Origin of the sequence: Halorubellus amylolyticus, from assembly GCF_034808145.1 — an archaeon.
Lineage (GTDB): Archaea > Halobacteriota > Halobacteria > Halobacteriales > Natrialbaceae > Halorubellus.
The window spans coordinates 129183-151904 of the sequence record NZ_JAXHGM010000004.1 but is presented as its reverse complement, the minus strand read 5'-3'; the positions used below and the strand labels follow the sequence as shown (position 1 = coordinate 151904).

The window sequence follows — 22722 nt, the reverse complement described above, 5'->3', positions numbered from 1 at the left end:
ACTCGCGGTCCGCCGGAGAACGGTAGAAGCGATACTTTCATCTGGTTCCTGTCGAAAAGCAGACTGGAATCCCCGATGACAGCGATACGTACCTCCAACCTCACCAAGCGGTTCGGGACGCTCACGGCGGTCGACCGCGTCGACCTCGAGATAGAGACCGGCGAGATATTCGGCTTCCTAGGGCACAACGGCGCCGGGAAGTCCACGCTCATCAACATGCTCCTCGACTTCGCTCGCCCGACGAGCGGGTCGGTCGAGGTGTTCGGCGTCGACTGCCAGGAACGCCCCGTCGCCGCCCGCGAACGCATGGGCGTCCTCCCCGAAGGCTACGACGTCTACGATGACCTCACCGGCCGCGAGCACGTCCGGTTCGCGATGGAGTCCCGGGACGTCACCGGCGACCCGATGGACGTCCTCGAACGCGTCGGCATCGCCGACGACGCCGACCGGGACGCGACCGGCTACTCGAAGGGCATGAAGCAGCGACTCGTCCTCGGGATGGCGCTCGTCGGCGACCCCGACCTCCTCATCCTCGACGAGCCGACGAGCGGCCTCGACCCGAACGGCGCGAAGGCGATGCGGGAGATAATCAAGGCGGAGAACGAGCGCGGTGCGACCGTGTTCTTCTCCAGTCACATCCTCGAGCAGGTCGAGAAGGTCTGCGACCGCGTCGGCATCATGCACGAGGGCGAACTCGCCGCGGTCGACACCATCAACAACCTCAAGCAGACCGTCGGCGGCGGCACGAAGCTCCTCATCACGACCGACGGTGACGCCGAGGACTGCCTGGAGACCGTCCAGAGCGTCGACGGCGTCGACAGCGCGTGGCGGGACGCCGAGTTCGACGGCGGCGGGTCGGACGCGACCAGGCTCGTCGTCACGTGCACGAACGACGCGAAGATGGACATCCTCGTCGCGCTCACCCAAGCCGGGGCGGACGTCCTCGACTTCACGACGGAGGAGCCGTCGCTGGAGGACCTGTTCGTCGAGTACACCGGAGGCAAGGCGTGATGGCGTGGGACGTCATCGCCCGCAAGGAGTTCGACGACGTCGTCGACCCGCGCGGTGGGAAGGCGGGGCTGGTCGCCGTCGCGCTCGTGTTCGTCCTCGGCGGGTACGTCCTCCCGATGAACGCTCGCGCGCCGACGTCCGCGGACTACGCGAGCTACATGACCGACGCGGTCGGTCTCGTCGTCCCCCTGTTCGGGCTGTTGCTGGGGTACAAAGCGATCGTCGCGGACCGCTCCGCCGGTCGCCTCACGCTCCTGTTCACGCTTCCCTACAGCCGTCGAGACGCACTCGTCGGGAAGTACGCGACGCGAGCAGGCCTGCTCATCGCCGCCGTCGCCGGCGGCGTGCTCGCCGGCAGCTGGCTCGTCTACTATCCCTTCGGGAGCTTCGACGCCGGGGTCGTCCTCGGGTACCTCGCCGTCACGTGCTGCTACGGGCTCGCGTTCCTCGGTATCGGGTTCGCCATCTCGACGCTCACGACATCGAACCGCGTCGCGTCCGGCGCCACCTTCGGCGTGTTCTTCCTGTTCGTGGTCGTCTGGGGGCAGCTCCGCGGTGCGCTCGCGCTCGCGCTCGACTACGTCGGACTCGCCGACGGTTCGCTCCCGGACTGGGCGCTGTTCCTCCACGGCCTCGAACCCAGCCTCCTGTACGGTCGCGTCGTCACCGGGTTCTACACCGAGGCAGCCAGGGGACCGTACTTCGGCCCGGACGCCGCCTGGTACCTCGGCGCCTGGCCGGCGCTCGTCGCACTCCTCGCGTGGACGGTCCTCCCGATAGCACTCGGCTACCGCCGGTTCGAGGTGACCGACCTATGAACCGCACCGCGCCCGCGCCGTTCGCGCCCGCACCGAGCACCGACAGCGACCACGTCCACGCCGGCGTCGCCGAGGTGAGTCGATGACCGACGGCGGACGCGCCATCGCACGCACCGACCTCCGCATCGCGAAACGCTCGAAGGGCGTCTGGGCGACCGTCGCGCTGTTCGTCCTGACCTTCGGCGGTCTCGCGTACGCCCTCGCGTCGCTCTCCACCCCGAGCGTCGACGGCTACCTCGACACCGCCACCACCGTCCTCTCCCTCCTCGCACCGCTCGTCGGCGTCCTCTTCGGCTACCAGACCGTCGTCGCCGAGCGCGAAACCGGCACCATCGCGCTCGCCCTCTCGCTCCCGCACGCCCGTCGCGACGTCGTCACCGGCAAGCTCGCCGCGCGCGCACTCGTCCTCACTACCGCCATCACCACTGGCGCCATCACCGGCCTCTTCGTCCTCTACCTCCGCTACCCGACGCTCCCGCTCGGCCGCTACCTCGCGCTCTGCGCCGGCACCCTCGCCTACACGCTCGCGTTCCTCGCCCTCGGCACCGCGTTCTCCACGAGCATCCGCACCTCCCGGCGCGTCATCGGCGCCACCTTCGGCAGCTACATCGCCCTCGTCATGCTCTGGAGCAACCTCGTCGACGTCGTCGTCCTCCTCCTCTTCCGCTTCCGCGTCGAACCCGGGAGCTTCCCGCTCTGGGCCGAGACGCTCAAGTTCGCCACCCCACGCCCCCTCTACACGTACCTCCTCGCCGACACCGTCGACATCGGCACCGGCCCCCCCGGCCTCGTCGCCGACACCCAATGGTTCGCCACCCCCGCCATCGCAGCCATCATCCTCCTCGCCTGGCTCACCATCCCCCCACTCCTCGCCTACACGCACTTCCGGACCCAAGAGCTCTGAAACTGACGAGCTATCGCACTCTCCGGAAGCACCTCCTCACAGCTGTCCCCGTCTTATCGAGACCCGGGGAGATACCGTCACCAGTGCCTATTTGACATTTCGAGAAGCACTTCGGGCCATGAATCGACGTGCCGTGCTCGCGGCAGTGGGGAGCGTCGTGGGGAGCGGGTGTCTCCGGTTGACCGATGACGCGACGACGTCGCGGGCCTCCACCTCAGATGGCGAACCGACGACTGTGGCGACGACCCAAGGGGGGACGACCGAGACGCGGACGGAGAACCCGACGACCGCGAAGCCCGAGCTGGTCCGGGAATGGCAGGTCGGAGTCGGGGGCGAGGGCATCGCGGTCGATGATGAGACCGTGTTCGTCCAGACGGGGGGCGTCGTGACGGCGGTCGACGGGACGGCCGGAGCGAAGCGCTGGGAGGTCAGTCTGGGGGTCCCGACGGGCGGAGCGAAGCCGTTCGCGTTCGGCGAGGACCTCGTGTTCACGGCGGGCGACGGGAAGGTGTTCGCGATCGAGCCGAGCGGACCGACGGTGCGCTGGCAGCGGGAGACGCAGTTCAACGAGGTACGCGACCTCCTCGTCCACGAGGGGCGGCTGTACGCGGTGGACTTCGAGCGCCAAGAGGGAAACACGCCGGCGGGCCTGTACGCGTTCGATACGGACGGTGGAACGGTCGCGTGGAGCGCCGAGTACCGGAGCGACAGCGAGGACCGGTGGCCGCGAGAGCTGGCGGCCGTCGGCGACGTGCTCTACGTCGGGATGTACCAGGGACTGTTCGAGTACGACCTCGCGACGGGCCGGAAGCGGACGCACGAGACGGAGGACGGGACCGTCGTCGAACACAATCCCACGCTGGCCGGCGGATTCTGTCGTCGCGAGGACGGCCTGCTGTGGCTGGTCGGGTCCGTTCGCGGGCCTGATACGCTTCAGAAGTACGACCCCGCGGCCGACGAGGTACGCTGGGAGGCGGACGTGCACAGTACGCCGCGAGCGGGCCCGGTGTTGACCGATGACTCCGTCGTCGTCGGGTCGAACTCGGGGTTCTTCGCGTACGACCGCTCAGACGGCGCGAAGCGGTGGGAGAAGCTCACCCGGGAGTGGCCGTACATGACGACGACCGTCGGCGACGTGGTGGTCGGCTCGGACCGCTCACGGACGATGTACGGCATGAATCCGGCGGGCGAAGTCCTGTTCGAACGGGGCGTCGAGAAGACGTATCACTCGGTGGCGTCGCTCGAGGACACCCTCGTCGTCGCGACACAGAACCTCACCGGGCACTCCTTCCGCTGACGCCGCGCGTCGAGCGAATGTGGGCGTCTGCGACCGACCACCTCGACGAGCTGACGACTGCGACCGATACAGCTCTCGACCACCTCTCCGTCCCAAAAGCACGTGATTCTCTCCAAGCCCTACGATAGCAATCTGCTAGCACGGTCGCCAAAACCTCGAGAAACGGCCGGCTGGGGTCGCCGTACGCTCTTCTGGTCCGCAGCAACAACGCCGCAGGAAACGACTCCCTGGCGGGAGCCGTCTGCTCCTGGGGGTGGGGGTGCCGATGGAATTATACCTGTGTGTCTCGGATTCCCAATCTAGTGAGCGTCAACGTCGACACACGCGTCATCGGTCCCGGGAACGACGATCTCGTGACCGAGGCGTGGAAGCTGAAAGAGCAGATTCGACGGGCCGAAGGCGTGCTCAAGCAGCGGCGTGACTTCTTCACGGACGCGTACCGTCGGTCGACGGTGCAGGCGTTCGTCGCGGACGGCATCGACCCCGAACTCATGGGGTTCGTCGCCGTGCGTCGCGACGGCTACATCCTCTTCCTCGCCGTCGACCCCGCCCACCGCGGCGAGGACGTCGGGAAGAAGCTCGTCGCGCGCGTCGCCGACGAGCACCGCACCGTCACGTGTCACGCCCGAACGACGAACGAGAACGCCCTCCAGTTCTACGAGCACCTCGGGTTCGAGGTTAAGCGCCGCATCGACAACTACTACGAGGACGGCGGCGACGCGTACTACCTCAAGCTCGGCGACGACGGCGGCCTGACGACGCGCCTCCAGGAGATCCTCCGCGGCTGAAACGGCGGCTTGACCCTACGGTACGCTTTTCCCGCAGTCCTGACTGTGTTCGAACATGAATGCTCGAATCGACCCGAGCGCGCTCCTGCGCGAGAGCGTCCCGCTCGCGGTCGTCGTCGGCGTCTGGACCGTCCTCTCGCTCCTCGGCGGTGCAGCGGCCGGGCCCGCGCTCCGGTTCGCCGGGATCGCGATGGCGCTCGGGTACGCCTTCGTCAGGAGTCGCGCGCTCGCCGCCCGCACCGAGGGCGCGTCGCTCTCGCTGACGCCCGCGGCGCTCGTCCGCGCGAACGCCACCCCCGTCCTCGCCGCTGCTCCGTGGTTCCTCGCCGCACGCCTGCTTCCGGTGTTCGGCAGGGCCTGGGGGCGGCTCGGCCTCCCCGGCGCGTTCGTCACGCCAGCGGGAGCTCTCCGGTTCTTCGCGGCCGCCGTCGGCTTCCTCACCGTCGTCCTCTACGTCGCCGTGTTCGCGCGAACGCACACGACGGCCGACCGTGAGACCGGCGGTCGCCCGACCGGCACCGAGGCGGCCACGGGCGGCGACTGACCGCATCCGACCGCGGCCGCCGACGCCGACCGAACGCGTTCGGAAACCCCTCGCGCATCGTCACCTGTTGCCATACCGTTTAGAGGGCGGCGTCCGTCGGTCGACGCATGGAGTACGACGACCCGGACCGCGGTAAGGAGGTGGCGTCACGAGCGCGCGAGTTCGTCCGCGAGGAAGCGATCCCGGTCGAACGCGAGTACCTCGGCGCGAGCGAGGTCCCCGACGCGGTCATCGACGACCTCCGCGAGACGGCCCGCGAGTACGACGTGTACGGCCCGCAGCTCCCCGAGGAGTACGGCGGGCTGGGGATGGACTTCCGCGCGATGCTCCCGGTGTTCGAGGAGGCCGGCCGGAGCCTCCTCGGGGGGACCGCGATGCGGTGCGCGGCGCCCGACGAGGGGAACATGCACACCCTGGAGCACTTCGGAACCGACGAGCAGCAGGAGCGATGGCTGGGGCCGCTCGCGCGCGGCGAGATGAACTCCGGGTTCTGCATGACCGAACCGATGCAGGGCGGCGGCTCGGACCCGAAGATGCTCCAGACCACGGCCACGAAGGACGCCGAGGCCGACGAGTGGGTAATCTCCGGGCACAAGTGGTGGACGACCGGCGGTGCCGACGCGGACGTGTTCCTCGTGATGGCGCGCTCGAACCCGGACGCGCACCCCTACGAGGGCACGAGTCTCGTCATCGTGCCGCGGGACACCGAGGGCGTGGAGGTCGTCCGCGACGTCCCGCACACGGGCGGTGAGCCGGTCGGGTCGAGTCACGCGGAGGTGAAGTTTCACGACGCCCGCGTCCCGCTCAGCAACACGCTCGGTCCCGAGGACGGCGGTTTCATGGTCGCACAGGCCAGGCTCGGGCCGGCCAGACTGACGCACTGCATGCGGTTCGCGGGGATGGCCGACCGCGCGCTCGACATCGCCACCGCGTACGCGAGCGAACGCGAAGCGTTCGGCGAACCGCTCAGCGAGAAGCAAGCGCTCCGCCACGAGGTCGCCGACCATCGGACGAGCCTGCACGCCGCGCGGACGATGATCCGGCACGCCGCCGACGGCATCGCCGCCGGCGACGAGGCCCGCATCGAGGTGGCGATGGCGAAGACGTTCACCGCGAACGTCGCGCAGGACGCCGTCGACACCGCCGTCCAGGTCTGCGGCGGGAACGGCATCGGGAAGGACCTGCCGCTCGCGGACTTCTACGAGAACGTCCGCGCGTTCCGCATCGTCGACGGCGCCGACGAGGTCCACCGGCGCTCCATCGCCCGCTGGGCGTTCGACGACCCGGACGCCGAGGAGCTCGCGGGCATCACGCGCTACGACGACGACCTGTAATCGAGCAGGCCGCGGTCGCGACGACTACGATTCCGGCAGTGACGCGGGCGGTCTGGGGGGATTCGACGTCTCGACCTCGAAGCGCGCCCCACCCTGTTCGCTCTCCGTACACCGCACCGACCAGTCGTGCGCCTGCACTATCTCGCGGACGACCGCGAGCCCGATTCCGGTGCCGTCCCCGTCGCTGACGCCGTACTCGAACAGGTCCTCGCGAACGTCCGCGTGGAGGCCGTCGCCGTCGTCCGCAACCGCGAACCCGTCCGCCGTCACCGTCACGCGGATACGGGACGTGCAGCCGCCGTGCTCGACGGCGTTCCGGAAGCAGTTCTCGAACACGCGACGGAGTCGCGACGGATCGGCGGTGACCACGCCGTCGCCCTCGACCTCGACCGCGACGTCCTCGGAGAGGTCGACCGCGGACCGTGCGGACTCGGCGACACCGGCGATGGAGACGTCGTGCGCGTCGACGTCGTGGTCGCCCTCGCGAGCGAGCGAGAGCACGTCGTCGATGAGTTCCGCCATCCGGTCGTGCGCGTCCGCGATCTCCGCCAGTCGCTCGTCGTCGCTCTCGAGATCCATGGCGAGAAGTTCGCGGTAGCCCTCCGCGACCGACAGCGGGCCGCGGAGGTCGTGCGCGACGACGCTCGCGAACTCGTCGAGGCGGTTCCGCTGGGTCTCCAGCTCGTGCTCTCGTTCCTTGAGTTCGGTGATGTCAGAGCTGATGCCGCAGACGCCCGTCGGGTCGCCGTCGTCGTCGAACAAGGGGACCTTCACCGAGTAGTACGTGCGTCGTTCCCCGTGCCGGTACGCGTCCTCCTCGACCTCGATAGCGGACTCCTCCTCGATGGCGCGCCGGTCGTTCGCGCGGACCTCCGCGGCGAACTCGTCGTCCTGTATCTCCCAGTCGGTTCGCCCGACGAGTTCGCCGTCGTCGACGCCGACGACCTCGCGGAACCGCTCGTTCACGAGCTCGTATCGGCCGTCGCGGTCCTTGATGTAGACGATGGCGGTGGTGTTGTCGAGTATCGCTTGGAGTTGCTCGGTCGTGCGTTCGTACTCGCGTTCGCGGTCCAGGCGGTCGAACGCTTGCTCGACGTGCGTCGCCAGGAGCTCGGTGAGTTCCAGGTCTGAGGCGGTGAACGCGTTCGGTTCCGCGGCGATGGCCTGGAAGACGACGTCGTCGCCGACGGGGACGGAGACGGCGGACCGGAACGACGGCCGGTCGGGTGCGGCGTCGTCTGTCCCGGCGACGTCGTCGACCCGGAAGGATTCCCCGCGCTGGTAGGTCTTCCCGAGGACCCCCTCGTCGAGCGCGGGGAGGGAGTCCGGTTCGTAGGTCGCCGCGCCGAGGGGCTCGAAGCGGCCGTCGGTCGCCTCGTAGAGCCCGTAGACGTGGAAGTCGAGGATGTCGTCGGCCGCGGAGAGCGCGGCGTCGACGACCGCGTCGCGCGAGGACGCACCGGCGATGTCGGCGGCGTGCCCGTGGAGTTGCGCCGTCTTCTCGCGGGTGCGTTCGAGTTCTTCTTCGGCGCGTGCGGCGTCGACGGCGTTCTCCACGCGGTTCGCGAGGAGCGCGTACTGCTCGCGTCCGCCCTTCTGGAGGTAGTCGGTGACGCCCGCGGAGATGGCGTCCGCCGCGACCGCTTCGCTGCCCTTGCCCGTGAAGAGCACGAACGGGACGTCTGAGTGGTCCTCGCGGACGGTCTTCAGGAACGCGAGCCCGGTCCGGTGTTCGAGGTCGTAGTCGCTGACGACGCAGTCGACGTCGCGCTCGGCGAGCACGTCGAGCGCCTGGTCGGCGGTCCTCGCCGGCAGGACGTTGATGCGGTCGCTCTCGCGGTCGAGGAACGTCTCGGTGAGATCCAGGAGACTCTGTTCGTCGTCGACGCAGAGGACCTGGACGTCTCGCATATCGTTTGCCGTCGACCCTCTCATGCAAGAAACGTTCGGTTCGCCACCACGGGACCCGCACCCTCGGGGTTCCGTCGTTCTGGTGCGTTGGGGTGCGTTTCAGGGCGCGTCGTCGGGGTCGTCGAGCGCGCCGGTCTGGACGTTCCAGAGGGTCGCGTACCGGCCGTCGTCGGCGAGCAACTCGTCGTGCGTGCCGCGTTCGACCACCTGGCCGTCCTCCAGGACGACGATGCGGTCGGCGTCCTTCACCGTGGAGAGGCGGTGCGCGATGGCGAACGTCGTCCGGTCGGCGGCGAGGTCGTCGAGACTCCGCTGAATGCGGAGTTCGGTCTCCGTGTCGACGTCGCTCGTCGCCTCGTCGAGCACGAGCACGGGCGGGTCCTGGAGGACGACGCGCGCGATGGCGAGCCGCTGTCGTTGCCCGCCCGAGAGCTTCACGCCGCGTTCGCCGACGCGCGTGTCGTAGCCCTCCGGGAGGGCGTCGATGAACTCGTGGGCTTCGGCGAGCCGAGCGGCGCGTTCGACCGCGTCCCGGTCCGCGTCGAACCGCCCGTAGCGGACGTTCTCGGCGATGGTACCGTCGAAGAGGAACGAGTCCTGGCCGACGTACCCGACGTGCTCGCGGAGCGACGCGAGCGTGACGTCGCGGACGTCGTGCCCGTCGACCGTGACCGCCCCCTCGTTAACATCGTAGAGCCGCATGAGCAGTTTCAGCGTCGTGGACTTCCCGGCGCCCGTCGACCCGACGAGCGCGACGGTCTCGCCGGGGTCGGCGTCGATGGAGACGCCGTCGAGGACGGGTTCGTCCGCGCCGTCGTACGCGAACGTGACGTCGTCGTAGCGGACGTGCCCGTCGACGTCGTCGAGGACGAGCGCGTCCTCGCGCTCGGTGACGTGCGGCGGGACGTCCATGAGACCGAACACGCGCTTCCCGCTCGCCTTCGCGTTCTCGTACCAGTCGACGATGTTCGACACCTGCGAGAGCGGCTGGACGAACCGCTGGGTCATGAACACGAACACGACGAACTCGCCGACCGAGAGCGTCCCCGTCAGCGGCCCGGGTGGCCCCTGGAACAGCCAGAGGCCGCCGACGAGGAACGTCGTCGCGAACGAGAGCCCGGCGAGGAAGCTCATCCCGGGCCGGTAGAAGTACGAGAGCGTGAGGATGGACATGTTCGCGTCGTAGAGCTCGCGGCTCGCGCCGCGGACGCGACCGGTCTCGTGCGCTTCCGTCCCCGTGGTCTTCACGAGCTGGATGCCAGCGAGCCCGTTCTCCAAGCGCGTGTTCAGGTCGCCGACCGCCTCGCGGACGCGAGCGTACCGCGGTTCTGCCTTCCGCATGAACCAGAGCGTGAACGCGCCCATGAGGGGGACGAACACGAGCGTGACGGCGGCGAGCTGGGCGTTGTAGAAGAACAGGATGCCGGCGATACCGAGGACCATCACGACGAGGCGCAGGGCCTCCGAGAGCGCGTCGTCGAGGAACGTCTCCAGGTTCGACGCGTCGTTGTTCAGGATGCTCATGACCTCGCCGGTCTCCTTGTCGTCGAAGAACGTCATGTCGAGGTCCTGCATCGCGGCGTACGTGTCGGTGCGGACGGCGTGCATGACGCCGTGCGCGAACGTGTTCATCGTCACGCCCCACACCCAGCGCGCGGCGGTGCCGACGACGAACGCGCCGACGATGAGCCATACCGAGAACCAGAACTGTTCGACCTGCGTCGTCGGTATCATCCCGGCGGGAACCAGCGGGAGGTTGTACCGGGCCGCGCCGTCGGTCGAGAAGACGGCGTCGATGGCGGTCCCGAGGACCACCGGCGGGAGGAGGAGTGCGGCCCGGGAGACGAAGTTCGAGAGGACCCCCGCGAGCAGCCACGGCCACCGCGGGACGCCGTACTCGCGGAACAGTCGGGCGAGCGGTCGGTCGACGTCCACGCGGTACGCCTCGAAGGGGTTCTCGTCGTCGGAGGAGGCCACGTTGCGGGAAGCAACCTCAGCGAGCAGCAAATGACCTTCGATTCGAAACGCTCGTTCTCGTCGGTTGGACGAGCCATGGACGTCGTCGACCGGGCACCCGGGTGAACTGGAGCGGGGCGCGTTTGTCGCCGCCAGGAACCAGTGAACAGACAACCCATTGCAAATTACTTTGGTCCTGGGTTCCATGACCCTCGGTATGGCCACGGACCAGTTCAGCGTCGACGGCGACGTCGCTATCGTCACCGGATCGTCCTCGGGTATCGGGCAGGTGATCGCGGAGCGGTTCGCGGACGACGGCGTGGACGTCGTCGTCTGCTCGCGCGAGATGGAGAACGTCGAACCGGTCGCCGACGGCATCAACGACAGCGACCGACCGGGGAGCGCGCACGCGGTCGAGTGCGACGTCACCGACCGGGACGCGGTCGAGGCGATGGTCGAGGCGACCGTCGAGGAGTTCGGGGGCGTCGACGTCCTCGTGAACAACGCCGGCGCGTCGTTCATGGCGAACTTCGACGACATCAGCCCGAACGGCTGGAAGACCATCGTCGACATCAACCTCACCGGCACCTACCACTGCATCCAGGCCGCCGAGGAGTACCTCAAGGACTCCTCGGGGAGCGTCATCAACCTCTCGTCGGTGGCGGGCCAGCAGGGCGCGCCGTGGATGAGTCACTACGCCGCCGCGAAGGCCGCCGTGGAGAACCTCACGAAGACGCTCGCGTTCGAGTGGGCGGACGACGACGTGCGCGTGAACTGCATCGCGCCGGGGTTCGTCGCGACGCCCGGCGTCGCGAGCCAGATGGGCGTCACCGCCGACGAGGTCGACCGGGACGAGGTCAAGCGTCGAATCGGCGTGAGCGAGGAGATCGCGGACGTCGCGCAGTTCCTCGCGTCGCCGGCGTCGTCCTATCTCGTCGGGCAGAGCCTCACGGTCGCGGGCGTCCCGGACATCATGGAGAACCCGGAGGTCTGATGGCGATGACGGACTATCACGTCCACCTGCCGGTCGCGGCACAGGACTCCGTGCAGGACTTCGTGGACATGGCGGTCCGCGCGGAGGAACTCGGGTACGAGGGCGTGTGGTTGCCGGAGACGTGGGGTCGGGACGCCGTGACTATCATGACGAGCATCGCGCACGCCACCGACGAGGTCCTCATCGGGTCGTCCATCATGAACGTGTACTCGCGGTCGCCCGCGCTCCTCGCGCAGACCGCGGCGACGCTCGACGAGGTCTCCGACGGCCGGTTCCGCCTCGGCATCGGCCCCTCGGGGCCCGCGGTCGTCGAGGGCTGGCACGGCATCGACTTCGGGAACCCGCTCCGACGCACCCGCGAGTACGTCGACATCGTGAAGGCGGTCCTCGCGGGCGAGGAGCTCGACTACGAGGGCGAGTACTTCGACCTCAGCGGGTTCCGGCTGCGCTGCGACGCGCCCGACCCGGCGCCGCGCGTCGACGTCGCCGCGATGGGCCCGAAGGCCGTCGAGCTCGCCGGGCGATTCGCGGACGGCTGGCACGCCATCCTCTTCACGCCCGACGCGATGCGCGACCGGCTCGCGGACTTCGAGCGCGGCACCGACCTCGGCGACAACGACCGGGGCGAGCAGGACGTGACGCTCTCGCTCACGTGCTGTGCGCTCGAGGACGGCGACCGCGCCCGACACCTCACCGCCCAGCACGCGGCGTTCTACGTCGGCGCGATGGGCACGTACTACCGCGACTCGCTCGCCCGCCAGGGCTACGAGGACGAGGCGCACGACGTCGCCGCGAAGTGGACGAACGGCGACCGCGAGGCCGCCATCGACGTGTTCAGCGGCGAGATGCTCGACGACTTCACGGCCGCCGGCACCCCGGAGCGCGCCCGCGAGGAACTCGCGAAGTTCGCGGACGTCGACGGCGTCGACAACGTCTCCATCGGGTTCCCCCGCGCCGCCAGCCCCGCGGAGATCGACGCGACCCTCGAAGCGTTCGCACCCGAGTGACGCCGGTCGCGGTCGGTTGACAGCGGCTGCGGTCGCGGTCGGTTGACAGCGGCTGCGGTCGCGGTCGGTTGACGGCGGCTGCGGTCGCGGTCGGCTGACGGCGGCTGCGGTCGTGGTCGGCTGACGGCGGCTGCGGTCGTGGTGGATTGGTCGAAGTAGTGTTCCCGCAGAAGCGGCCGTTCGAGCCCACTACGCCCCGATGACACCGTTTTCGGTAGAGATGGCCGGAAGCTAACCCCCGCTCCGTGCGACACGTCGTACCACACAGGCTGGTATCGTGGGTGGCGTTCCGTTCCTCAGCGTCGTGCTCGCCGTCGCCGCAGTCGCAACTGGGTTCCTCGCGTACCTCGGCTACGTCCGCCGCGACAGTCCCGGCGCGCGCACGTTCGCGATCCTCGCGTCGACGATGGCGTTCTACTCGGCCGTCTACGCGGTCAGTCTCCCCGTCGAACCCGGGCTGCTCCGGAACGGCCTCGGCGCGCTCCAGTGGTTCGGTATCGCGCCACTTCCCGTCGCGTGGCTGCTGTTCGCGCTCGAGTACTCGGGTCGCCCCGAGTACCTGACGCGACGCGTCACCGTCGCGCTCAGCGTCGTTCCAGCGATAGCCGTCGCCGCCGCCGTCGCGCACGCGATGCCGGTCTCGGACACGCTCCTCGTCGCGCGCCTGGGCGACCTCTTCTACCCGACGACGAGCGCGTCCGAGTGGATGGGGCACACGTTCATCTCGCACGGGCGAGGCCCGCTCTACCTGCTCTACCTCGGGTTCGCGTACGTGTACTTCGTCACGGGCGCCGCCATCCTCGTCGAGTTCGTCGTCCGATTCGACCGGCTCTACAAGCATCAGGCCGCGACCCTCGTCGTCGGCGCGCTCGTCCCGTGGGTCGGGAACGTCGTCGCGGTCCTCGGCGCCGCACCCATCCCCGGCCTCGACGTCCTCCCGTTCACGCTCCCGGTCACGGCCGCGCTGTTCGCGAACGCCATCTTCCGGTACGACCTCCTGGACTTCGTCCCGGCGACGCGCCGTCGCGGCGCGAGCGCGCTCGTCTCGGAGATGCGGGACGCCGTCGTCGTCGTCGACGACGCCGACCGCGTCGTGGACGTGAACCCGGCGGCGTCGGCGCGCTTCGACCTCGACCGCGAGCGCGCGCTCGGCGCGTCCCTGTCCTCGGTCGCGGACGTCACGCTCGCCCCGGACGAGGACCTGTTCGAGGTCGTGAACGACGGGAACGTCTACGAGGTGACGGTGTCGCCCGTCCACGACCGGTACGGTTCGGTCATCGGGCGGACGCTCGTGTTCCGAGACATCACCGCGCATCGGGACGCCCAGCAGCGCCTGGAGGTCCTGAATCGCGTCCTCCGACACAACCTCCGGACGGAGGTGAACGTCATCTCGGGGTACGCGAGGATGGTCGAACGCCAGCTCGACGGCGACGACGCGTCGATGGCGGCCGAGATATCGACCGCGGCGGGGACGCTCGACGAGCTCGGACAGAAGGCGCGGGAGGTCGAGCGCATCATGTCCCGGGACGGCGACGCGGCCACGTACGCGCTCGCCGACCTCCTCGAGGCCGCCGTCGGTCGCGTCACCGACGACCATCCGGACGTGGTCGTCGACGTCTACGCGCCCTCGCGGTCGGTCCAGTTGGACGTGGACGCGGTCGTGTTCGAGGCGGTGGTCGCGGACCTCGTGGACGCGCTCGCGCACTACGGGAACGACGTCGTCTCCGTGCGCGCGCTCACGCTCGGCGACGACCTGACGGTCCGCGTGAGCGACGACGGTTCGGGGATTCCGGCGTCGGAGTACGAGGTGGTTCGGCGCGGCGAGGAGACGCCCCTCGAGCACGCGAGCGGGCTGTCGCTCTGGCTCGTGAAGTGGGGCGTCCGGTCGCTCGACGGCGAGGTCGAGTTCGACGACGACGGCGACGCCGTTCTCGACATCGCCGGGTGCGTCGCCGGCGCCGGTCCGAGCGCCACATCGACCGGAGCGCAGGGGAGCGTCGCGGCCGCGGACGGCGGCGACCAGGAGGACTCCGCTATCGACGGCGACGACCGCGAGACGTGAGCGGGCGGTCCTTATCGTCCGTGTCCGGTGGTCAGACCGAGTATCGCGCCGCCCTCCCGCGGTGCGGTGAGTGCGAGCATCGAGCCGAGGGAGAACCCGACGATCGCGCCGGCGACGGCGCCACCGAGGGAGTCGAGGTCGACGCTCCAGGCGGCGATGGCGCCGACGTCGGGCCACCGGCGGGACAACCGCTTAGGGGGAGGGGTGCGTGGTCGCGGGCATGACCGACTACACGGGAGCGGACCTGTTCGTCGACGCGCTCGAGACGTACGGTATCGAGCACGTCTTCGGGAACCCCGGGACGACCGAACTGCCGGTGACGCGAGCGCTCGCGGACAGCGACGTCGCGTACGCGCTTGGCCTCCACGAGGACGTCGCGGTCGGTGCGGCGGCGGGGTACGCGTCGACGCGCCTCGCGGACGCGGACGACCTCGACGGACTCCCGGCGGGCGTGGTGAACCTCCACGTCGCGCCGGGGACCGCGCACGGGCTCGGGAACCTCTACGACGCGAGCGTGACCGGCGCGCCGCTCGTGGTGACGGCCGGGGCGCACGGGCGCGGGTTCCGGCACGAGGAACCGATCCTCGACGGCGACATGGTCGCGATGACCGAGCAGTTCACGAAGTGGAGCGCGGAGGTCCTAGACGTCGACGCGCTCCCGACGATGCTCCGGCGCGCGTTCCGCGTCGCGTGCACGCCCCCGACCGGTCCCGTCTTCCTCGCGCTCCCGCTCGACGTGATGCGGGCGGCGACCGACGCCGAACCGGAGCCCATCGGGGGTCGCATCCAGAACGCCGGCGGTGGCGACCCGGCGGCGCTCGCGGAGGCCGCGGACCGGCTCGTGGCCGCGAACGACCCGGTGCTCGTCGTCGGCGACCACGTCCCGCGCCACGGAGCATCGTCGCCCGTCGACCCAGTCGCGGCCGCGGTCGACCTCGCGGAGGGCGCGGGGATGCGCGTCCACGGCGAGATACTGTCGAGCGAGGCGTCGTTCCCGACCGACCACGACCAGTGGGTGAGTCACATCCCGCCGAGCGAGGAGTTCGCGCAGGCGCTCCTGAACACGGACACGCTCGTGTTCGCGGGCGTGTCGACGAACACGACGCTCTGGGACCACGACGACCCCCTGGTGCCTGGCGACCCGACGTGCGTCCATCTCGCGACCGACCCCTGGGAGGCCGGGAAGAACCATCCGGGGACGGGCGTCACGGGCGACCTCGGCCTCCTCATGACGGACCTTGCCGAGCGCGTTCGCGAGCGCCTCGACGATGCCGAACGCGAGAAGCGCCTCGAAGGCGTCGCCGCGATGAAGACGTTCGCCGAGCGGAAGGTCGCGGACCTCGCGGAGAGCGACGTCGACGACCCCCGCCCGTCGAAGGCCGCCCTCGTCGACGCCCTGCACGCGGTCGTCCCCGACGCGTACGTCGTCGACGAGGGCGTCACCGCGAAGTACGCGCTCCTGTCGCGCTGGGACTTCGAACCGGGCGACCTCGCGTCGAACAAGGGCGGCGGCCTCGGCTACGGGCTCCCGGCGAGCGTCGGCGCGGCGCTCGCGGAGTCGATGCGCCCCGAGGGCGAACGTCGCGACGTCGTCGGGTTCGTCGGCGACGGCTCCTACTGCTACTACCCCCAGAGCGTCCAGCTCGCCGCCGGCCTCGGCGTCGACCTCACGGTCGTCGTCGTCGACAACCGGAACTACCGCATCCTGAAGGACAACCAGCGCGCGATGTTCGGCGGCGACGAGACCGACGAGGACTTCGTCGGCATGGACTTCGACCCGCCAGTCGACGTCGCGGCGAGCGCGAGCGCGAACGGCGTCGACGGCCGCCGCGTCGACCCCGACGACGACCTCGAACGCGCGCTCGCGGACGCCGTCGACACCGGCGGCCCGGTCGTCGTCGACGTCCCCGTCCACGATTAGTCGACCGCCGGGTTCGCCCCGTGCTCGAGCGGGCGACGGCGTGGTTGGAGCGGGAGCGTGGTTGGAGTGGTGCTGCAGTCAGGTCGTGGTCGTCGACGATGGTGCTGGGTCGGGAGGGTCGTCGGAAGGGACGGCGCCAGTGCGGAGCGGACACCCGGATTCGCGAACGCCCACCCGTCGTTACAGTTCACCATAGTCTCGGAGGGTTCGACAAACCCCGCATCTCTCTCGACCAACCTACCGACCCCACATTGGGCGCATCGACCACCCGTTCGACGCGCCCGTGACCGGATAACGACGGATTCCGTCGCTGGAGACCAGCGAAACCGGAACTCAGATCGGGTCGAGCTCTCCGGCGTCGTCCGTGATGAGGTCCGAGATCGCGTCCTCGCGGTCCGCGCGCTGCTGGGCCATGTCGTCCTTCGCCTCGACCGCCCGACCCTGCATCTCGTCCACGCGCCTGACCGTCGTCGGGTTCGAGAGCACCACGACCGCCGAGAGCGCGTCCGCGTCAGGCTGCGGGTTGTCGCCAGCGAGCACGTCCATGCTATCGGTCTGCTCCTCCACCCAGTGCCGCGAGCGCTCCAGGCCCTTCCGCGAGAACTCCTCGGGCGGCCCCGAGATCACGATCAACGACCGCTCCACAGACGAGACGTCCGCCGGGCACGTCAACCGCGACTGGATCGCCTGCCGGACGAGCCCGCTCACCTTCTGGGCGGGGTCGACGTCCTCGCCCGTGCCGTTCTTCCGGAATCGAGACAGCAGGCCCTTCGAGCGGACCGTCGACGGCGACAGGTCGGTCTCCGCGTACGCGATCGTCGACACGCCACCGGTCGCGAGCGTCCGTCGGACGTCGCTCGCGTCCATCGCGTTCTCCGCGACGACGTCACCGACGTTCCCCGCGGCGAACAGCGACCCGAGGCGCGTCGCGAGCTCGCGGTTCGTGCGCTCGTAGCCACCGCCCACGGTGTCCTCGCTCCCGCGCCACGCGTCGTTGTCGAACAGGAGGACGTTGTCCGTCGCCTCGACGAACGACTGGAACGACCGCGCCGCGTTGAACGCCGCCCGACCGCCTTCCTCCTCGCTCGGTAGTACGCCGAGGCCGTACACGGGCTCGTCGAACTTCTCCGAGAGCGCCTCCGAGAGGACCGGCGCGCCACCGCTCCCGGTCCCGCCACCGAGGCCGGCGAGGACGAGGAACGCGTCGACGTCGTACAGCGGGACCTCGTCGAGCGCGCGCTCGACCTCGTGGAGGTCCTGCCGCGTGACCTCCGCACCGAGTTTCGGGTCCGCACCGACCCCTTGACCCTTCACTCGCTCGTGGGTCTGCCCGAGGAGCAACTGCTGTTCGGGCGGCACGTAGTCGAGCTTCGCGAGGTCGGTTCGCGCGGAGTTGATCGCGAGCGCCGACCGAACGAAGTCGCCGTCGCGCTCCGCCTGGTGGTACAGGAGCTCGTCGACGATCTTCCCGCCGGCGTTCCCGAACCCGAAGAGTGCGAGTTTCATGCGAGAAACGCACGAACACGCGTCGCTTTGTTACGAGCGTGTTATTGGCGCCAGGCGACGGCCGGCACCCGCCAGCCACACGTAAATCCCGAGGTGGACGGGGTGGGTCGACGTCACACTCCGCACGGATGCATCCCGGCGCCGCCCGAGGATAACGAGGGCTTACGTATTCCGACCGACGGGTCCCGTCTCCCGACTGACGGACTGACGAGTTCCGTCTTCGGACTGACGGGTCCCGTCTCCCGCCGACGACGATCCGACGTGTTACCCGACGCAGTCGGGGGCCGACCTGTTACCGCAGGCAGCGCGACGAGACCCGGACACGGCTCACCGACGGCTCAATGGAGGGATACGCATTTGGCGCGGGCGGGACAATTCTGGCGCATGAGCGAGTACGGCCCGGATGACCCCGGCGTCGGCGGAGGCGGCGAGCACGAGGGCGAGAGCCTGCGGGAGGTCATCGTCGCCATCATCCCCATCCTGACGTTCGGGCTCGGCGTCTCGAGCGCGGTGTTCGGCTACGGAGACCTGACGGCCCCGATCTTCGCCGTCGGCTGGTTCCTCCTGACGCCGCTCGTCGCGGTGCTCTCCGACACGCGCATCGTCAGGAGGCTCTTCGGCGACTTGCCCGAGAACCAGGATGCGTCCGTCGACGACGACGAGGCGGCGCTGGAGGAACTGAAGGCGCGGTACGCGCGCGGCGAAATCGACGAGGTCGAGTTCGAGCGACGCACCGCCTTACTCTTGGAGAACGAGTCCATCGACGACGTCCGGGACCGCGTCGACAACGAACCAGCTCGGGCGTCCGAGCGGAGCGAGCGCGACACCGACCGTGCGGGCCGCGAGCGCGCGGACCGCGACCGACGCCGCGAACGCGACTACGAGACCTGACGGCGCGACGCCGCGCCGTCGGTCGACTCACGGCGCTCAGTCGTCGGGCAGTATCTTCCCGGGGTTCAGGACGCCGTCGGGGTCGAGCGCGCGCTTGACGCGCCGCATCGCGTCGACGGCGCCGGGGCCGCGCTCGCGTTCGAGGTAGTCGCGCTTCCCGCGACCGATACCGTGTTCGCCCGTCGACGTGCCGCCGAGCGCGATGGCCTTCTCGACGATCTGCCGGTACACCATCTCGCCCGTCTCGACCGCCTCCGGGTCAGCGTCGTCGACCAGCACCGAGTAGTGGACGTTCCCGTCGCCCGCGTGCCCGAAACACGGGACGACGACGTCGTGCTCGGCCGCGAGGGCCTTCGCGTACCGAACGACGGTGCCGTACTCGCTGATGGGGACGGTGACGTCGCCCGGATGGAGCGGCGTCAGGTCGGGGTCGTAGCTCCGGATGGCGAACGCGAGGTCGCGCCGCGCCTGCCAGAGGTCCGCCATGCCCTCGCCGTCCGCCGCCAGCTCGAACCGGAGCGGGTCGTGCGCGTCGAACACCTCCCGGCAGTACCGGACCTCCGCCTCGATGCCGTGGTCGGCGTGGAACTCCACGAACACCATCGGGGCGTCCGGGAGGTCGGTGCCCGTGTACGCGTTCGCCATCCGCGCGCTCGTCTCGTCGACGAGCTCCAGCTTCGCGACGTCGACGCCGGACTGCACGGCGTCGGTCACCGCCGCCGCCGCGTCGTCGAGCGTCTCGAAGACCGCGCGGCCGCCGCGAACCTGACGGGGACGACCGTCGAGTTCGAGCGTCGCCTCCGTGACGACGCCGAGCGTCCCCTCGCTCCCGACGACGAGTTCGGTGAGGTTGTAGCCCGCGCTCGACTTGACCGCGCGCGTCCCCGTCTCCACGACCGTCCCGTCCGCGAGCACGACCTCCAGCCCGACGAGCCAGTCGGCCACCTCGCCGTACTTCACCGTCCCCATCCCGCCCGCGTCGGTCGCAATCATCCCGCCGATGGTGGAGATGTCGCCCGAGGACGGCAGCGGCGGGAACCAGAGCCCGTCCTCGCCGGCGCGCTCGTCGACCGTCGACCCCATCACGCCCGGTTGGACGTCCATCTGAAAGTCGCCCGGGCGGACGTCGAGGACGGCGTCCAGCCGCGAGAGGTCCAGGCTGACGCCCGCCTCGACGGGCACGGCGTTCCCCTCGAGCCCGGTCCCGGCGGCGTACGGCGTCACTGGCACGCCCCGGTCGCTCGCCGCCGCGAGGGCCGCCGAGACGTCGTCCGTGCTCGCCGGATAGACGACCGCGTCCGGAGCGACGCCCTCTCCGTCGGGCGTCCCCCAGTCTCCCGCGTGCGATTCGAGCGTCCCCGGCGACGTCGACACCTCGCCGTCGAGGCCGAGGGCGTCGAGGAACGACACGTCGTGACTCATGCGCACGACCCACGCACGCCGACGCCGTATCGTTTGCCCTCACGCCGTAGCGCTCCCCCGAAACACGGCGTTCCCCCCGCAATACAGCGCTCCGGCGTAATATAGCGCTCCCGCGCAGTGGGCCGTCCAGCTAGCACCGAGTTTACACGAGGCGTAAACCCGCGGGTCGTGGCTCCGGTGTCGCGACCGAGTGTTCGACGCTACGCGGTCGCGAACGAGTGGTCGACGTCGTCGCGGTGGCCGTCGAGGACGTCGAACCGCGCCTCGTACCGTGCGTCGTCGAGGCGGTCCTGTCGGTCGAAGCGGTCGCGTTCGAGGAGGGCGAGGAGCCGGCGCGCCCACGCGAGCTTCCTCGCCTTCATCGGGTCGACGTCGGGGTCGTCGAGGTCCCAGCCGGGGAAGGCGAGCGAGCGCGCGCCGACGTGGTCCGCGAGGAAGGCGGCGCGGTCGCCGTCGGTGAACCCGCCGACGTTGACGACGCCCGCGGCCGGCCGGGGCGCGGCCTGCGTGGTGCCCAGCACGTGCTCGCGGTCGCACTCGGGGACGACCTCGCGGACCGCCGGGACGTTGTCGCCGTGCGCGTGCACCGCCGACGGGACGCCCGCGTCGGTGAGCGTCGGCGCGAGCTCCGGCGTCGCGTCGAGGTCGGTCACGTACGCGTCCACGGCGACGCCGTGCTCGCGGAGGACGGGCGCGGCCGAGGACACAGCGAGCACCGCCCCGTCCGGCGCGTCCGCGACGGCGGCGACCGCGTCCAGGTCGTCGACGAGCGACGGCCCCGGCGCCACCACCGCCACGTCGCGGCCGCCCAGCGCCGCCTCGAACGCCGCGAGCGACCCGCCCGGGTCCAGGCCCGCGAGGACGTCCCGCGCGCGCTCGTCGCTCGCCCGGTCGAACCCGAAGTCAGCGAGCACCGCCTCGTACGCCGGCTCGAACGTCTCGAAGTCCATAGCTAGCGCTAACGAGTCGGTGCCAAGATAATCCGTTGGTGTGGGCCGGCCGAGCCTCCACGTGTACCCCTACCCGTGAGGCCCTACCGGCTTCCACTCATCCATTTCAAGCCCTCCGGCATAAGTTTTCTCTTAGTAGCCGGATTGTTGTAGGCGGTCCAGAACGGCGGCGTACGGCCCTTCAGCGCCCTCGGAATCGGCGCAGAGGCGGTCGAACGCGGCGACGGGGCCGGCGAGCACGCAGCCGTCGGCGGTCGGCGCGTACGCCACCCCGGCGTCCTCCGCCCCGGCAGCCAGTCGCGAGGCGGTCGCGTCGTCCACCGGCCCGACCTCGAACACGCGCGCCACGCCCTCCGCGGCGATGCCCGCGTCCACGTCCAGTCGCTCCGCGTGCCGGCGACCCTCCGCGGTCGTCGTCACGTCCAACTCCTCGACCCGCGGGTCCGCGGCCGCGGCGTCGCCCTCGCGAACGCGCTCCCGTGCGAACTCGCGGCCGACCGCGACCGCGTCCACCGTCTCCCGGACGTCGTGCGTTCGGACGACGTGCGCGCCGCGTTCGACCGCCATCGACGTCGCCGCGAGCGACGACGCCAGCGCGTCCTCGGTCGACCGCCCGGTCAGCGACCGGAGGAAGTTCTTCCGGTTGATCGAGACGAGCATCGGTCGCCCGAGCCCGCGGAACTCGCGAAGCCGCCGGAACGCCTCGCGGTCCTGCTCGATCGTCTGCGCCTCCGACCACCCGCCGAACGCCGGGTCGACAATGGTCTTCTCGGTCAACCCGTTCTGTTTGAGCGCCTCGTACACCTGGTCGACGTAGTCCGCCCGCTCCGCCCACGCCGCGCCCTTGCGTTCCGCCCACGGCGTCTCCTCGACCGCACCCGGTCGCGTCAGGTCCGGCGGGCTCGCCATCTTCGCCACCGCCACGTCCCGCTCCTCGCACACCGTCGGGAGGTCCGGGTCCGCGAACCCCGCGATGTCGTTCACCATGTCGAACCCCGCATCGAGTGCCGCCTCCGCGACCTCGGCGTACCGCGTCTCGATCGACCACACCGCGTCCCCGGCGGTCGACTCGAGCGTCGCCACCGCCGTGTCGAGGCGGTCGAGCTCCTGCTCTGCGCTCAGGACGTCGAACTTCTTGTTCGCGGACTCCAGACCGACGTCGACGATGTCCGCCCCCTCGCCGATGAGCTCGTCGTCGACGTACGTCGCCGCCTCGCCGGGGTCGTCGAACACGCTCGGGTCGTACGGCGACTCCTTGCTCACGTTCAGGACGCCCATCACGCGCGGCGGATGGTCGTCCCCGATACCGAGGCCCGCGGCGTCGACGTTCTCCATACCCCTAGGCGAGTGTGGACGGACCAAAAGCGGACCGTTCGGAGAAGCCAGCGCGCCACCGGCACGACCGA

The 22722-nt window shown here is 70.0% G+C and carries 19 protein-coding genes; 12 read left to right on the top strand and 7 right to left on the bottom strand.

Translation table 11 applies throughout. The features are described from left to right. Positions 1-75: 75 nt before the first annotated feature. From SM754_RS11905 to SM754_RS11875, 7 genes are all read left to right on the top strand, one after another. Complete coding sequence (locus SM754_RS11905) at positions 76-1011, top strand: ABC transporter ATP-binding protein (RefSeq protein ID WP_323676456.1); 936 nt, start codon at positions 76-78, stop codon at positions 1009-1011. Then, positions 1011-1829, top strand: a complete 819-nt coding sequence (locus tag SM754_RS11900) for an ABC transporter permease (RefSeq protein ID WP_323676455.1) — start codon at positions 1011-1013, stop codon at positions 1827-1829. The genes SM754_RS11905 and SM754_RS11900 overlap by 1 nt, the downstream gene beginning before the upstream one ends. An 82-nt stretch (positions 1830-1911) precedes the next feature. Next, on the top strand, positions 1912-2733 hold the full coding sequence (locus SM754_RS11895; RefSeq protein WP_323676454.1) for an ABC transporter permease: 822 nt from the start codon (positions 1912-1914) through the stop codon (positions 2731-2733). 118 nt (positions 2734-2851) lie between these two features. Then, positions 2852-4030 carry a PQQ-like beta-propeller repeat protein gene (locus SM754_RS11890; protein WP_323676453.1) on the top strand — a complete coding sequence of 393 codons (1179 nt, stop codon included), beginning with the start codon at positions 2852-2854 and terminating at the stop codon, positions 4028-4030. Between the two features lie 302 nt (positions 4031-4332). Further along, positions 4333-4818: a GNAT family N-acetyltransferase gene (locus SM754_RS11885; protein WP_323676452.1), complete on the top strand. Its 486-nt coding sequence runs from the start codon at positions 4333-4335 to the stop codon at positions 4816-4818. Between the two features lie 55 nt (positions 4819-4873). After that, a complete protein-coding gene (locus SM754_RS11880; protein WP_323676451.1) occupies positions 4874-5362 on the top strand; it encodes a hypothetical protein in 489 nt (162 codons plus the stop codon). Positions 5363-5469: 107 nt separating this feature from the next. Further along, positions 5470-6696 (top strand): acyl-CoA dehydrogenase family protein, encoded by a 1227-nt coding sequence (locus tag SM754_RS11875; protein WP_323676450.1) that lies wholly within the window; start codon positions 5470-5472, stop codon positions 6694-6696. Positions 6697-6720: 24 nt separating this feature from the next. Here SM754_RS11875 and SM754_RS11870 read toward each other — a convergent pair whose 3' ends face one another. Next, positions 6721-8607, bottom strand: coding sequence for a hybrid sensor histidine kinase/response regulator (locus SM754_RS11870; RefSeq protein ID WP_323676449.1), 1887 nt, complete (start codon positions 8605-8607; stop codon positions 6721-6723). A 99-nt stretch (positions 8608-8706) separates the two neighbouring features. Next, positions 8707-10584: an ABC transporter ATP-binding protein gene (locus SM754_RS11865; protein ID WP_323676448.1), complete on the bottom strand. Its 1878-nt coding sequence runs from the start codon at positions 10582-10584 to the stop codon at positions 8707-8709. A gap of 196 nt (positions 10585-10780) precedes the next feature. Between SM754_RS11865 and SM754_RS11860 the strand changes: the two genes are divergently transcribed. The 3 genes from SM754_RS11860 to SM754_RS11850 all read left to right on the top strand — a co-directional run bounded on the left by SM754_RS11860 (position 10781) and on the right by SM754_RS11850 (position 14626). Next, positions 10781-11557, top strand: a complete 777-nt coding sequence (locus SM754_RS11860) for an SDR family NAD(P)-dependent oxidoreductase (protein WP_323676447.1) — start codon at positions 10781-10783, stop codon at positions 11555-11557. A gap of 5 nt (positions 11558-11562) precedes the next feature. Next, positions 11563-12564 carry a TIGR04024 family LLM class F420-dependent oxidoreductase gene (locus tag SM754_RS11855; RefSeq protein WP_323676654.1) on the top strand — a complete coding sequence of 334 codons (1002 nt, stop codon included), beginning with the start codon at positions 11563-11565 and terminating at the stop codon, positions 12562-12564. A 277-nt stretch (positions 12565-12841) separates the two neighbouring features. Next, positions 12842-14626 (top strand): sensor histidine kinase, encoded by a 1785-nt coding sequence (locus SM754_RS11850; RefSeq protein WP_323676446.1) that lies wholly within the window; start codon positions 12842-12844, stop codon positions 14624-14626. An 11-nt stretch (positions 14627-14637) separates the two neighbouring features. Here SM754_RS11850 and SM754_RS11845 read toward each other — a convergent pair whose 3' ends face one another. Beyond that, on the bottom strand, positions 14638-14814 hold the full coding sequence (locus SM754_RS11845) for a hypothetical protein (RefSeq protein WP_323676445.1): 177 nt from the start codon (positions 14812-14814) through the stop codon (positions 14638-14640). 32 nt (positions 14815-14846) lie between these two features. Between SM754_RS11845 and SM754_RS11840 the strand changes: the two genes are divergently transcribed. Beyond that, positions 14847-16547 (top strand): thiamine pyrophosphate-binding protein, encoded by a 1701-nt coding sequence (locus tag SM754_RS11840; protein ID WP_323676444.1) that lies wholly within the window; start codon positions 14847-14849, stop codon positions 16545-16547. Between the two features lie 333 nt (positions 16548-16880). Here SM754_RS11840 and SM754_RS11835 read toward each other — a convergent pair whose 3' ends face one another. Further along, positions 16881-18053 carry a tubulin/FtsZ family protein gene (locus tag SM754_RS11835; RefSeq protein WP_323676443.1) on the bottom strand — a complete coding sequence of 391 codons (1173 nt, stop codon included), beginning with the start codon at positions 18051-18053 and terminating at the stop codon, positions 16881-16883. A gap of 384 nt (positions 18054-18437) precedes the next feature. On the opposite strand from SM754_RS11835, the gene SM754_RS11830 reads away from it, so the two are divergent. Further along, positions 18438-18944: an SHOCT domain-containing protein gene (locus SM754_RS11830; protein WP_323676442.1), complete on the top strand. Its 507-nt coding sequence runs from the start codon at positions 18438-18440 to the stop codon at positions 18942-18944. A gap of 36 nt (positions 18945-18980) precedes the next feature. Here SM754_RS11830 and SM754_RS11825 read toward each other — a convergent pair whose 3' ends face one another. The 3 genes from SM754_RS11825 to folP form a co-directional block, all read right to left on the bottom strand. After that, a complete protein-coding gene (locus tag SM754_RS11825; RefSeq protein ID WP_323676441.1) occupies positions 18981-20366 on the bottom strand; it encodes an FAD-binding oxidoreductase in 1386 nt (461 codons plus the stop codon). A gap of 200 nt (positions 20367-20566) precedes the next feature. Beyond that, on the bottom strand, positions 20567-21316 hold the full coding sequence (locus tag SM754_RS11820; protein ID WP_323676440.1) for a 6-hydroxymethylpterin diphosphokinase MptE-like protein: 750 nt from the start codon (positions 21314-21316) through the stop codon (positions 20567-20569). A 132-nt stretch (positions 21317-21448) separates the two neighbouring features. Continuing rightward, complete coding sequence (gene folP / locus SM754_RS11815; protein ID WP_323676439.1) at positions 21449-22651, bottom strand: dihydropteroate synthase; 1203 nt, start codon at positions 22649-22651, stop codon at positions 21449-21451. Positions 22652-22722: the final 71 nt, after the last annotated feature.

Bases quoted from the DNA above. Each gene is read 5' to 3' on its own strand.
- SM754_RS11905 (WP_323676456.1), top strand. From the start codon at position 76: ATGACAGCGATACGTACCTCCAACCTCACCAAGCGGTTCGGGACGCTC.
- SM754_RS11900 (WP_323676455.1), top strand. From the start codon at position 1,011: ATGGCGTGGGACGTCATCGCCCGCAAGGAGTTCGACGACGTCGTCGAC.
- SM754_RS11895 (WP_323676454.1), top strand. From the start codon at position 1,912: ATGACCGACGGCGGACGCGCCATCGCACGCACCGACCTCCGCATCGCG.
- SM754_RS11890 (WP_323676453.1), top strand. From the start codon at position 2,852: ATGAATCGACGTGCCGTGCTCGCGGCAGTGGGGAGCGTCGTGGGGAGC.
- SM754_RS11880 (WP_323676451.1), top strand. From the start codon at position 4,874: ATGAATGCTCGAATCGACCCGAGCGCGCTCCTGCGCGAGAGCGTCCCG.
- SM754_RS11875 (WP_323676450.1), top strand. From the start codon at position 5,470: ATGGAGTACGACGACCCGGACCGCGGTAAGGAGGTGGCGTCACGAGCG.
- SM754_RS11870 (WP_323676449.1), bottom strand. From the start codon at position 8,607: ATGCGAGACGTCCAGGTCCTCTGCGTCGACGACGAACAGAGTCTCCTG.
- SM754_RS11860 (WP_323676447.1), top strand. From the start codon at position 10,781: ATGGCCACGGACCAGTTCAGCGTCGACGGCGACGTCGCTATCGTCACC.
- SM754_RS11855 (WP_323676654.1), top strand. From the start codon at position 11,563: ATGACGGACTATCACGTCCACCTGCCGGTCGCGGCACAGGACTCCGTG.
- SM754_RS11840 (WP_323676444.1), top strand. From the start codon at position 14,847: ATGACCGACTACACGGGAGCGGACCTGTTCGTCGACGCGCTCGAGACG.
- SM754_RS11835 (WP_323676443.1), bottom strand. From the start codon at position 18,053: ATGAAACTCGCACTCTTCGGGTTCGGGAACGCCGGCGGGAAGATCGTC.
- SM754_RS11830 (WP_323676442.1), top strand. From the start codon at position 18,438: ATGAGCGAGTACGGCCCGGATGACCCCGGCGTCGGCGGAGGCGGCGAG.
- SM754_RS11825 (WP_323676441.1), bottom strand. From the start codon at position 20,366: ATGAGTCACGACGTGTCGTTCCTCGACGCCCTCGGCCTCGACGGCGAG.
- SM754_RS11820 (WP_323676440.1), bottom strand. From the start codon at position 21,316: ATGGACTTCGAGACGTTCGAGCCGGCGTACGAGGCGGTGCTCGCTGAC.
- folP (WP_323676439.1), bottom strand. From the start codon at position 22,651: ATGGAGAACGTCGACGCCGCGGGCCTCGGTATCGGGGACGACCATCCG.